The sequence below is a fragment of the Neobacillus sp. MER 74 genome (genome assembly GCF_023714155.1).
Genome location: NZ_JAMAUV010000016.1, coordinates 67,859 through 79,080, shown reverse-complemented (window position 1 = coordinate 79,080; position 11,222 = coordinate 67,859). Strand labels below are relative to the sequence as shown.

At 43.5% G+C, this 11,222-nt stretch carries 9 protein-coding genes, 19 tRNA genes and 1 rRNA gene; 26 read left to right on the top strand and 3 right to left on the bottom strand.

The window, feature by feature from the left end; genetic code table 11:
• The first annotated feature begins 9 nt into the window (after positions 1–9).
• The 20 genes from rrf (at position 10) to M3610_RS20915 (ending at position 2,239) form a co-directional block, all read left to right on the top strand.
• A 5S ribosomal RNA gene (gene rrf, locus M3610_RS21010) occupies positions 10–126 on the top strand.
• A 38-nt stretch (positions 127–164) separates the two neighbouring features.
• Positions 165–239 (top strand) — tRNA-Glu (locus M3610_RS21005).
• Positions 240–278: 39 nt separating this feature from the next.
• Positions 279–354: transfer RNA gene (locus tag M3610_RS21000), tRNA-Val, on the top strand.
• Between the two features lie 174 nt (positions 355–528).
• A tRNA-Thr gene (locus M3610_RS20995) sits at positions 529–604 on the top strand.
• 7 nt (positions 605–611) lie between these two features.
• Positions 612–684, top strand: a tRNA-Lys gene (locus tag M3610_RS20990).
• Positions 685–699: 15 nt separating this feature from the next.
• Positions 700–774: transfer RNA gene (locus M3610_RS20985), tRNA-Gly, on the top strand.
• Between the two features lie 6 nt (positions 775–780).
• A tRNA-Leu gene (locus M3610_RS20980) sits at positions 781–869 on the top strand.
• Between the two features lie 36 nt (positions 870–905).
• Positions 906–979, top strand: a tRNA-Arg gene (locus tag M3610_RS20975).
• A gap of 5 nt (positions 980–984) precedes the next feature.
• Positions 985–1,061, top strand: a tRNA-Pro gene (locus tag M3610_RS20970).
• Between the two features lie 17 nt (positions 1,062–1,078).
• Positions 1,079–1,151: transfer RNA gene (locus tag M3610_RS20965), tRNA-Ala, on the top strand.
• Positions 1,152–1,158: 7 nt separating this feature from the next.
• Positions 1,159–1,251 (top strand) — tRNA-Ser (locus M3610_RS20960).
• Between the two features lie 165 nt (positions 1,252–1,416).
• Positions 1,417–1,490, top strand: a tRNA-Met gene (locus tag M3610_RS20955).
• A gap of 35 nt (positions 1,491–1,525) precedes the next feature.
• Positions 1,526–1,602 (top strand) — tRNA-Asp (locus M3610_RS20950).
• A gap of 45 nt (positions 1,603–1,647) precedes the next feature.
• Positions 1,648–1,720, top strand: a tRNA-Phe gene (locus tag M3610_RS20945).
• A 14-nt stretch (positions 1,721–1,734) separates the two neighbouring features.
• A tRNA-Tyr gene (locus tag M3610_RS20940) sits at positions 1,735–1,819 on the top strand.
• 5 nt (positions 1,820–1,824) lie between these two features.
• A tRNA-His gene (locus tag M3610_RS20935) sits at positions 1,825–1,900 on the top strand.
• 16 nt (positions 1,901–1,916) lie between these two features.
• Positions 1,917–1,990 (top strand) — tRNA-Cys (locus M3610_RS20930).
• An 11-nt stretch (positions 1,991–2,001) separates the two neighbouring features.
• Positions 2,002–2,075, top strand: a tRNA-Gly gene (locus M3610_RS20925).
• 4 nt (positions 2,076–2,079) lie between these two features.
• Positions 2,080–2,153: transfer RNA gene (locus M3610_RS20920), tRNA-Ile, on the top strand.
• A gap of 11 nt (positions 2,154–2,164) precedes the next feature.
• Positions 2,165–2,239 (top strand) — tRNA-Asn (locus M3610_RS20915).
• Positions 2,240–2,695: 456 nt separating this feature from the next.
• Here M3610_RS20915 and M3610_RS20910 read toward each other — a convergent pair.
• From M3610_RS20910 to M3610_RS20900, 3 genes are all read right to left on the bottom strand, one after another.
• Positions 2,696–3,460, bottom strand: a complete 765-nt coding sequence (locus M3610_RS20910; RefSeq protein WP_098573337.1) for a sulfite exporter TauE/SafE family protein — start codon at positions 3,458–3,460, stop codon at positions 2,696–2,698.
• Between the two features lie 202 nt (positions 3,461–3,662).
• A complete protein-coding gene (locus M3610_RS20905) occupies positions 3,663–3,926 on the bottom strand; it encodes a hypothetical protein (RefSeq protein WP_251462206.1) in 264 nt (87 codons plus the stop codon).
• A 486-nt stretch (positions 3,927–4,412) separates the two neighbouring features.
• Positions 4,413–4,895, bottom strand: a complete 483-nt coding sequence (locus tag M3610_RS20900) for a sigma-70 family RNA polymerase sigma factor (RefSeq protein ID WP_251462203.1) — start codon at positions 4,893–4,895, stop codon at positions 4,413–4,415.
• A gap of 633 nt (positions 4,896–5,528) precedes the next feature.
• On the opposite strand from M3610_RS20900, the gene M3610_RS20895 reads away from it, so the two are divergent.
• The 6 genes from M3610_RS20895 to M3610_RS20870 all read left to right on the top strand — a co-directional run bounded on the left by M3610_RS20895 (position 5,529) and on the right by M3610_RS20870 (position 11,209).
• The gene (locus M3610_RS20895; protein WP_251462200.1) at positions 5,529–5,858 is read left to right on the top strand and encodes a DUF3870 domain-containing protein; all 330 of its coding nucleotides are present in this window, start codon (positions 5,529–5,531) and stop codon (positions 5,856–5,858) included.
• 188 nt (positions 5,859–6,046) lie between these two features.
• Positions 6,047–6,703: a CoA transferase subunit A gene (locus M3610_RS20890; protein ID WP_098573349.1), complete on the top strand. Its 657-nt coding sequence runs from the start codon at positions 6,047–6,049 to the stop codon at positions 6,701–6,703.
• Position 6,704: 1 nt separating this feature from the next.
• Positions 6,705–7,367 carry a 3-oxoacid CoA-transferase subunit B gene (locus tag M3610_RS20885; protein ID WP_251462197.1) on the top strand — a complete coding sequence of 221 codons (663 nt, stop codon included), beginning with the start codon at positions 6,705–6,707 and terminating at the stop codon, positions 7,365–7,367.
• On the top strand, positions 7,367–8,557 hold the full coding sequence (locus M3610_RS20880) for a thiolase family protein (protein ID WP_251462195.1): 1,191 nt from the start codon (positions 7,367–7,369) through the stop codon (positions 8,555–8,557). The genes M3610_RS20885 and M3610_RS20880 overlap by 1 nt, the downstream gene beginning before the upstream one ends.
• Positions 8,545–9,930 (top strand): aminotransferase family protein, encoded by a 1,386-nt coding sequence (locus M3610_RS20875; protein WP_251462192.1) that lies wholly within the window; start codon positions 8,545–8,547, stop codon positions 9,928–9,930. The genes M3610_RS20880 and M3610_RS20875 overlap by 13 nt, the downstream gene beginning before the upstream one ends.
• On the top strand, positions 9,914–11,209 hold the full coding sequence (locus M3610_RS20870) for an aminotransferase class III-fold pyridoxal phosphate-dependent enzyme (RefSeq protein WP_251462190.1): 1,296 nt from the start codon (positions 9,914–9,916) through the stop codon (positions 11,207–11,209). The genes M3610_RS20875 and M3610_RS20870 overlap by 17 nt, the downstream gene beginning before the upstream one ends.
• The last annotated feature ends 13 nt before the right edge of the window (positions 11,210–11,222 follow it).

The following is an 11,222-nucleotide window of genomic DNA, read 5'->3' as shown; positions in this document are numbered from 1 at the left end:
ACAAAATAGTCTGGCAGCAATGGCGAGAAGGTCACACCCGTTCCCATACCGAACACGGAAGTTAAGCTTCTCAGCGCCGATGGTAGTTGGGACACGCGTCCCTGTGAGAGTAGGACGTTGCCAGGCAAGCCCTATCGGGTTATTTTTTTGTCGAAATATAATCTGGCCCCTTGGTCAAGTGGTTAAGACACCTCCCTTTCACGGAGGTAACACGGGTTCGAATCCCGTAGGGGTCACCAAAGTTTTTTCACGATAGTGAAAATAAGTATCATTGATTTGGAGGATTAGCTCAGCTGGGAGAGCATCTGCCTTACAAGCAGAGGGTCGGCGGTTCGATCCCGTCATCCTCCACCATATCTATCTTTTAAAGATTACGCCGGGGTAGCTCAATTGGTAGAGCACGACCGAATACGCTTCCTGAATGAACTTCAGCATACTGACCGAGTTGCTGCTTGGATAAGCTTTCTGAGGTCAGGATGACGGTAACAATACCAGCGTGTTCAAACTAAATATTTTTTCAAACTTTACGCCGGGGTAGCTCAATTGGTAGAGCAACTGACTTGTAATCAGTAGGTTGGGGGTTCAAGTCCTCTCGCCGGCACCATTAGTACGAGCCATTAGCTCAGTTGGTAGAGCATCTGACTTTTAATCAGAGGGTCGAAGGTTCGAGTCCTTCATGGCTCACTTTTAAAATTAATTGCGGAAGTAGTTCAGTGGTAGAACACCACCTTGCCAAGGTGGGGGTCGCGGGTTCGAATCCCGTCTTCCGCTCCAACATACGCCGGGGTGGCGGAACTGGCAGACGCACAGGACTTAAAATCCTGCGGTAGGTGACTACCGTACCGGTTCGATTCCGGTCCTCGGCACCAAAGTTTTTTGCGCTAGCAAAATAACTAACAATATTTGCGCCCTTAGCTCAGCTGGATAGAGTGTTTGACTACGAATCAAAAGGTCGGGAGTTCGAATCTCTCAGGGCGCATATTACGGGAAGTAGCTCAGCTTGGTAGAGCACTTGGTTTGGGACCAAGGGGTCGCAGGTTCGAATCCTGTCTTCCCGACCATTCTTAAATTTTATAACGGGGTCTTAGCTCAGCTGGGAGAGCGCCTGCTTTGCACGCAGGAGGTCAGGGGTTCGATCCCCCTAGACTCCACTTATTCGGAGGAATACCCAAGTTTGGCTGAAGGGATCGGTCTTGAAAACCGACAGGCGGGTCATACCGCGCGGGGGTTCGAATCCCTCTTCCTCCTCCATTATTACTTTTATAATTTCTATTGTCGCGGGGTGGAGCACGTTCGAATATGCTACTTCGAATAAATCTACAGCGCAACGATTGAGCCGCTGCTTGAATAAGCTTTCTGAAATCGGGGCAGTCGTTATACTAAGAGCATGTGAAAACTTCAATTTTTTATTATCGTCGCGGGGTGGAGCAGTCCGGTAGCTCGTCGGGCTCATAACCCGAAGGTCGCAGGTTCAAATCCTGTCCCCGCAATTTAGGTATTTTCAAGCTATGCTAGAAAATACTCTGGTCCGGTAGTTCAGTTGGTTAGAATGCCTGCCTGTCACGCAGGAGGTCGCGGGTTCGAGTCCCGTCCGGACCGCCATTTTTGTCTCAGAAGTAAATCTACTGTTTTTTATACATATTTTTAGGCTCAGTAGCTCAGTCGGTAGAGCAAAGGACTGAAAATCCTTGTGTCGGCGGTTCGATTCCGTCCTGAGCCATTTTTCATTTATATGGAGGGGTAGCGAAGTGGCTAAACGCGGCGGACTGTAAATCCGCTCCCTCAGGGTTCGGCGGTTCGAATCCGTCCCCCTCCACCATTATGGCGGTTGTGGCGAAGTGGTTAACGCATCGGATTGTGGTTCCGACATTCGTGGGTTCGATTCCCATCAGCCGCCCCATTTGATTTAATGTTTGGGCAGCATAGCCAAGTGGTAAGGCCGAGGTCTGCAAAACCTCTATCCCCGGTTCAAATCCGGGTGTTGCCTCCAAATTTTTATATGCGGGTGTAGTTTAGTGGTAAAACCTCAGCCTTCCAAGCTGATGTTGTGAGTTCGATTCTCATCACCCGCTCCAAATTGGGCCTATAGCTCAGCTGGTTAGAGCGCACGCCTGATAAGCGTGAGGTCGATGGTTCGAGTCCATTTAGGCCCACTACATATTATTCCGCAGTAGCTCAGTGGTAGAGCTATCGGCTGTTAACCGATCGGTCGTAGGTTCGAGTCCTACCTGCGGAGCCATTTTTTTTAACTAATCAACTTTCATTTAATAACAACCACCTTTAAAAAGTAACCATTTTTTGAAGGTGGTTTTTTTATGCCCTTCTCTGTTATAACTAAGCGGATAAATTCCGTTTAAATTGCGAAATACCCATATTTTCTCGATAATAAGGGAAGTTTTTCCGTCTAAATGATTCAAATCGTTGGATTTTGCCCTTTTTAGAGCAGTTAAGCGGAATTTCTCCGCTTATATTGGCTTCATAAGCCTCCTCTAAATACATTAAGCGGAATTTCTCCGCTTATATTGGCTTCATAAGCCTCCTCTATATACAATAAGCGGAATTTCTCCGCTTATATCAGCTTCGTAAGCCTCCCCTAAATACATTAGGTCGGAATTTCTATCTCATACCTACACGAGACTCACTAATAAGTTCATAAAAAAAAAGCCAGCATATCAGCTGACTTTTTCATGCAAAATTAGATTAACTTCAAACCACTTACAAAGATTAATACAGCAACAACGGTACGCAGCGGTCTTGTTGGAACCTTTGCCGAAATGCTGCTGCCAATCAGTACTCCTGGAATCGAGCCCATAAGTAAATTCCCCACGAGCATATAGTTAACATTTCCATAACCGATATGAAGCATCCCTGCTACTGTAACCAAAAGAAACGCGTGAGTAATATCCGTACCAACCATCTCTGATGTTTTCATTCGATAAAGATAAATCATTGCCACAGCGAATAAAGAACCTGACCCTAAGGAAGTGAGTCCGACGATAAATCCAAAAAGGCAGCCAATTAAAATGGTTAGTGTTTTCTTTTCACTCAAAGGCTTCATTTGCCAACGATTGGGTCTTAATTTTTTCTCTACAAACGTTCTGATAATGATAGCTAGTGAGACAAATATCAATATATAACCGAGGGAATGCCTAATAATCTGTTCTTGATTGTGGTAATACGCTTCAAAATAGTGAAGGGAGCCAATCGCAATGACTGCACTAGGGATACTTCCCATTGCTAAATACTTCACCATCTGAACATTCACTGTTTTTTGCCGCCAGTGTTGAACAAGTCCGAATAGCTTTGTGATTGAATTATAAACAAGGTCTGTACCGACAGCAATGGAAGGATTGACCCCAATTAAAATTAAGACCGGGGTTAACAATGCTGCTCCGCCGACTCCAGTCAACCCTACCAAAAAACCAACAAGTAAACCCATCAACGTAATCCCTATACTCATATCCGCACGCCCAATCAATTCCTAGTATTTATATAGGATTATATACATTTATGCGCGCCTTGTAAATAACTAACTGATTATTAGATTCTGATAATTATAACAATAGATTAGTAGATCACAGAATTGGTAATTGAATACAAGCATAAAAAAACTATGCTGTTCATTCAGCATAGTTTTAATAGTTATGATATGTAACGACTTCTTATGAAAATCCTCCGCCCATTATTAGCGCAACCCCTAATATAATGACTAAGAGTAAAGCGATATATCCGATTATACTAATAATCGTAATAATCCAACCGATCACTTTTCGATCTGTTTTAATTAAGTAAATCCCTAAGGCAATCGCTCCAAAGAAGAATCCAAGAATTCCCCAAAGAACGGGGCTTTTACCATGCTTACGAGAATCGATAACTAAATAAATGGTGATCACTATGTTTAAAAGCAATCCAAATGAACCTTCCAAAATACACTCCCCTTACGTTCAAAATTATATTCTAAAAATAAATTATACCAGAAAGTTTTAACTAAATTGGAGACTTTTATTAAAAGAAACATCTTGAAGGATCTTGGGTCATATTTCAGCATTAGTAGAGCAGCTACACCGATTAATTTATGCTTACTTGTTTTTAATATGTTGCTTATTCCTGGAAGTTGTTATTCTTCATAAAAATGGTTATTGGGCAATGACGGAATTTTGTAGAATAGAGGGATATTTCCTGCGGAATTTTTAAGCGAGGTTCGACAGACTTCACGTAGGTTTAGTTAGAGGAATTCGCTATTTTCAAGACCCTTGCCTGCTTCAATCAAACGATTGATTAGTTGAGAAATTTGGAGATGCTGGTGGAGGTTTGTCAGGAATAATGCAAGGACAAACCCAAAAGGCTTGTCCTTGGTAAGAAGACCGACACTAGGTTAAATTTTAAAAACAGGTAGGTAATGAACGAGCTCACTAATCCCTCACTATCTTTTTCAACTTTTCCCGAGCCCCGCTGCGCCAACTTTTCACGGCTGAGGGGGAGACATTTTCTAGTTCGGCGATTTCTTTGATTGATAGTTGATCACGGACGGTGTACAGCAGCCATTTCTGTTGGTTCGGTGTCAGTGTTTCACAGTAGGTCAACAGTGTTTCCTTCTGAAGTGGGTCATCAGAATGGGAATCCTCAACAAGGTCCCAGAACTCCTCGCCTGGGTGTACATTTCGTTCATGATCTTGGTGTGCTTTTTTTAACTCCATGAGGAGGCAGCCTTTGATGTAGGTGTAGGCATAATTGGTGAAGCTCCCTTTGTTAGGATCGAAGCGTTGGCTTGCTTCCCAAAGGGCAATGAGACTGTGCTGATAGAATTCATCATGGTTTTTGTAAAGGTGGAGCGAGTTTATGATCTTGTGGAGCATGGGCTGGTACTGGTCGACTAATTGTTCAAAGCTTTCCAAGGGAGAGTCCTTTCAGAAAGCGCGCTTTTCTTGTATTCCCGGGTACTTCTACCATAACGGGAATCCATAATTGAATCGAACGGTGAAAATTCACTTTTGAATCGTTTTTTTGTCTATTTGAGGTAAAAAATGAAGGCAAATATGATTTTTGAAGGGGATTTTTGCTTTTTCAGCTGAATTTGGGGTGAATTACAAAAGGTTCTATTTCCCTTTTGAAAAACCTCTGCTAGGGATTTTTTGCAGGTAAGATGCAAAAAAAGAAGGTTAGTGCCAAGAAATTTGGCATATTTTCTCAAAAAAGGTGAGTAAAATAGCGTTTTTAATTTTGGCACAGAAATTGCAAATTTATAAGTTGAAAATAGTGATAAGCACGTTCGTACATTTTTTAGGGGATGAAAGGAGAAATTCTATGCAGGCAGCAAAAAAATTCTTATTTTTCTAGAAGGAGTTTGAAGTCCGAGCGAGAATTAATTTTATGTGTGATTATCGTAAGCGCTTACTAGTAAAATTATGGTAACAAATTACTATTTCAGAAAATTATGAATTTTCTCATTGACATTATTTTTTCTGACCCATATACTCGTGTTAGAAAAAGAAAATGATCAGTTAGTTTTTAAAAGGAGGTTTAGGAGCATGCAAACACTGGAAACAGTCATTGTTACAGGATATGCAAAAGCTCCACAGGGAACTTCCATGTATGAAATGTATAAGCATGCGGGAATTGTACTCGAAGTGGAGCTGAAAGATCATAAAATTATCGGCGCCGAATTCACCTTCGTAACAGAACTAACGAAAAATTATTTTCAAAAACTGTTAATAGGTTACTGTCTTCAAGATGGTGTTGAGCAGCTGATTGAACGAATTCAAAGCTTTTATTTTGCTCCATCCCAGCAAGCGATCATTGTGGCTCTACAAGCTGCAGTTCAACGTTACTGGGATAACGTGAAGCAAATGAATAGATAACGTTTGGTTATAATAAAGTGGGGAGATGACCTCTTCCCATGGTCTTATTAAAACCGAGCAAACATGGACTCTTTGTAAGGAATGTTCATTTGAACGACATTCTTTATGCAGATCTATGTTTTGCTCGGTTTTTTATGTTTCCAAAGGGTATAAACCACTAAGTGTCTATGGAGAGGAAGGGAAAAAGGATGAGCAAGCTGATTACATGCGAGGATGCTGTAAAAAAGGTTAAAAGCGGCTCACGAATTATGGTAGGTGGATTTGGACTTGTGGGAAGTCCGCTTAGTTTAATAGCCGCTTTGGCTCAGTCGGAAGTGAAAGATTTAGAGATTATCAGTAATAACCTTGGGGAACCAGGTAGAGGTCTTGGAGTGCTAGTACGGCAAAAACAAGTAAAAAAAGCGATAGGTTCATATTTTACATCGAACCCAGAGGTGGTTAAATCCTATCAGGAAAAGGAAATGGACGTGGAGCTTCTCCCTCAAGGAACGATGTCTGAAGCTATTCGGGCGGGTGGTGCAGGACTAGGAGGGTTTTATACGCCGGTCAGCGTCGGAACAAAAATCGCCGAAAACAAAGAGGAGCGTATCCTTAACGGTAAAAAATATGTGTTCCAAGAGCCTCTTAAAGCCCACTTTGCTTTCATTAAAGCGAAAAAAGCGGATCAATTAGGAAATCTCATCTACAACCAATCGGCAAGAAACTTCAATCCGATGATGGCAACAGCAGCAGATGTGGTTATTGCAGAGGTAGACGAGATTGTGGAGGTTGGCCAAATTTCTCCTGAGGAAATTGTAACCCCTCATTTATACGTTGATTTTATCGTAGTGAAGGGAGGGAACTAGCTTGAACGTGAAACAATACATTGCTGCAAGAGCGGCGAAGGAATTGAAGGATGGCGATATCGTCAATTTGGGCATAGGGATTCCAACGCTGGTAGCTGATTACATTCCATCCGATGTTAACGTTTTTTTACACTCGGAAAACGGCATCCTTGGCGTTGGCCCTACCCCTGATCCAGAGCATATTGACCAAAATCTTGTTAATGCAGGGAAACTGCCTGTCACCATTTTGGAAGGGTCATCCTTTTTTGATAGTGCTTCCTCTTTTGCGATGATTCGCGGAGGGCATGTAAGTGTTTCGATTCTTGGTGTGCTGCAAATCGATGCAAATGGGCGGATCGCTAACTGGGCCGTGCCAGGAAAAAGTGTTCTGGGTGTAGGCGGGGCGATGGATTTATTGGAAGGCTCCAAAAAGGTAATCGTCACAACGATGCATACGTCTAACCAGGGAGAGTCAAAAATCGTCAAGGAATTAACCTATCCAATTACATCGGAACGAATCGTGGATTTAATTATTACTGATTTAGCGGTTTTCGCTGTAAAGGACGATGGACTTCATCTTTTAGAGCTGTCACCTGGAGTTTCCCTTGAAGAAGTTCAACAGAAAACGGACGCACCTTTTCAAATTGCTGAGTCTTTCAATAAAGGCAAAGAGGTGACCGCGTAGTGGTTGTTATCGTAAATGCATTTCGGACGGCTATCGGAAGCTTCGGTGGATCACTAGCAGATACGCTTCCAGAAGAGCTTGTCTCTCTCATCATGAAAAATAATCTTTCTGCTTCCGGTTATGGTGCCAATATTGTTGATGAAGTCATTGTCGGCCAAACAAAGCAGAGTGCACATGCGCCGAATATTGCTAGAGTTTCAGCATTACAGGCCCATTTTCCCGAATCGATACCTGCTTATACCGTTCATCGTCAGTGCGGTTCCGGTATGCAGGCCGTCATTAACGGAGCGATGTCGATTATGACAGGTCAAGCGGACGTCGTTTTAGCAGGAGGCGTCGAAAGCATGTCACAAGCGCCTCATTATATGGTCGGTACTCGATTTGGCCAGAAGATAGGAGATCTAACGCTGTATGATTCAAATACGGAGAGTCAGCCAAAATCCCAGCCAGAGGAGATATATGGCCATTTCACGATGGGGCAAACAGCCGAATGGCTGGCTGAAAAATATAAGATTAGCCGCCGTGAACAAGATGAATTTGCCTTCATGAGTCAGCAGAAAACGAAACGTGCCATTGAAATGGGCCATTTTGAAGAAGAAATCATTCCTGTTCCGGTAAAGGAAGGAAAAAAGGGAATCAGACATTTTGCGATCGATGAGTACCCAAGATTGACAGGCATTGAAAAGTTAGGAACCTTGCGTCCTGTGTTTCAAAAGGACGGTACGGTCACAGCCGGAAACTCCTCCGGCAGAAATGATGGGGCCTCGATGCTGCTGTTGATGTCAGAAGAAAAAGCCAAACAACTTGGAGTGGTCCCGTTGGCAAGGATTCGTTCCTTTGCTACAGCAGGTGTATCACCAAAAGAAATGGGAATCGGTCCGGTCCCAGCATCGCAAATTGCGTTGAAAAAAGCCGGTCTTCGTTTGGAAGAGATCGATTTAATTGAATTAAATGAAGCCTTCGCTGCTCAAAGTCTTGCTTGTTTAAAAGAATGGGGCATCAAAGGAGACAACGTGAATGTCAATGGAGGGGCGATTGCCTTAGGCCATCCACTGGGGTGCTCGGGTGCAAGAATCGTCACTACATTATGTCATGAGCTTGAAAAACAAAAACGTCAATATGGCCTTGCGACACTTTGTGTGGCAGGGGGATTAGGAATGGCAATGGTGGTGGAAAGATGGAGGGAATAAAAAAAGACTACGTGTTTCATCGGGATTTAAAAAAGGAGTATCCGATTATTACCCACGGAGAAGGGGTCTATCTCATCGATGAGAACGGGAAAAAATATTTGGATGCTTGCTCGGGTGCGGTGGCCGCTAACTTAGGCCATGGGATTCCTTCTATTGGCGAGGCCATGGCCGAACAAGCAAAAAAAGCAGCTTTCGTTCATACCATGCGCTTCGAGACGAAAGCATTGCATGAATTAGCTGAAACCATCGGAAAAATGGCTCCCGATGATTTAAATAAAGTGTATTTTACCACCGGGGGCTCTGAAGCCAATGAAAGTGCTCTGAAGCTGGCGCGGCAATACCATCGGGATGCCGGCAGACCCCAAAAACATATGGTAATTGGGCGATGGCAATCGTATCACGGAAACACCATTGGTTCTTTATCCGCAGGAGGAGACGTTAAAAGAAGACATGCATACACTCCTAATCTTTTAAACTATGCCCATGTCTATTCTCCGTACTGTCACCGATGTCCATACGATCGTCAAAAAGAGGATTGTCTCTCCAAACAAAACTGGACATGTGTGACGGATATTGAAAGAACCATTTTAGAGCTTGGTCCTGAGAACGTGTCGGCATTGATCGCCGAACCGATTGTCGGAAGCCAGCAAGGTGCTGTTCCACCGCCGCCGGGGTATTTTGAGAAAGTTCGTGAACTGTGTGATCGTTACGAAATCGTCTTAATTATCGATGAAGTGATGACTGGATTCGGCCGTACGGGTACCAACTTCGCGACAGAACAGATTGGCATCACACCTGATATCATCACATTTGGAAAAGGGGTTTCAGCGGGATATGCACCGCTCGCCGGAATGATCGTGCATGATCGATTAGTCGACGGTCTCATACAAAACAGCGACGGGAAATTCATTCACGGTTACACCTATAGCGGGCATCCTGTGGCAGTGGCTGCCGGTCTTGCAGCATTGGACGTATATGAGCGAGAGATGGTGCTGGAAAACGTCAAAGAACAAAGTTACTACCTCGTCAAACGTCTTTTGGAACTGAAGCAAAAACATACTTATATATCTGATGTTCGCGGCAGAGGGCTTTTAATCGGAATGGAGCTTGTGAAGGATCGTGGCCAGGATCTGCTGTTCGAGCCATCTGAAAAAGCTGCTGAAAGATTGAATGGAATTGCCATGGAGCTCGGTGCGGTTTTTTATCCCGGTTCCGGTTCCATTGACGGTACAAAGGGGGAGCACCTCATCATCAGCCCTCCCTTAAATGTTACAAGAACAGAAATTGATGAGATTGTAAGAATTTTAGATGAATCATTCACGATATTTAAAGGTCAATTAAGAAAGGATGAGTTATATGAAATTACAAAATAAAACAGAAGAAATTCAAGAAAAAGCACAAAAACATTTATCACCGGTTATGACAAGGGTGACCGAGCTTGTCATTGAAAAAGCTCATGGTGCCAAATTTTGGACGACTGATGGAAAAGAATATATCGATTTTGTTTCAGGAGTAGCCGTTAATGCGGTGGGGCATACGCATGGAAAAATGGTAGAAGCCATTAAAAAGCAAGCTGAAGCCTTGATTCATCTTGGATTGAACTATGGTTATTATGAAACTGCAGCGAATTTGGCGGAAAAGCTTGCTCAGATCACACCAGGAAACCTAGACACGGTCTTTTTCTCCAATTCGGGAGCTGAAGCTATTGACGGTGCTCTTAAACTAGCAAAAGCGGCCACAGGCAGACCCGCGATCATTGCTTTTGAAGGTTCGTTTCATGGCCGTACCTTAGGGGCAACTGCCATTACGGCATCAAGCTCTAAATACCGCCGATATTATGAACCGATTTTAGGCGAGGTGTACCACGTTCCCTATCCGTATCCGAGCCAGCTGAAAAACATTAGAGAAGAAGAAGCGGAAGAATACTGCTTGAATCAGCTTCAAAAATTATTCGATTTACGCATCGATCCTTCCCGTGTAGCGGCTATCATCATTGAACCGGTAATGGGGGAAGGCGGCTATTATCCGGCACCGCCAAGCTTTTTGAGGGAGTTAAGAAAGATTACAGAGAAACACGGCATTTTGCTTATCTTTGATGAAGTACAAACAGGATTTGGCCGTACAGGAAAAATGTTCGCAGCAGAGCACGCCAATGTGACGCCTGATATTTTAGTATTGGCAAAAGCCCTTTCCGGCGGCATGCCTCTTGGTGCGATTGTCGCAAGTCGTGAGCTTCATGAAAAATGGCCGACGGCTGGACATGGTTCGACATTTGGAGGAAATCCAATCTCCTGTGCGGCGGCATTGGCAAACATTGAGGTTATTGAGGAAGAGAAGTTGGTAGAACGCAGTGCTAACCTTGGTGCCGAGATTGTCGGCCGACTTCATAATTCGGTTGGACATTTACCGGGCATTATTGAAGTCCGAGGAGTCGGCATGATGATCGGTATTGAATTCGATTCCGAATCTGCTGCTTCCTTTGTACCGAAAATTAAATCAAAAGCACTGGAAAATGGCTTGCTCATTATGAACTGTGGTGTAAGCGGGCAAACGATCCGATTAATGCTGCCTCTTAATGTTCAAGAAGATGTGCTTGATAGAGGATTAACGATTTTAGAAGATGTGATCACCGAAACTATTTCAGGAAACTAATTTTCATTTTTCG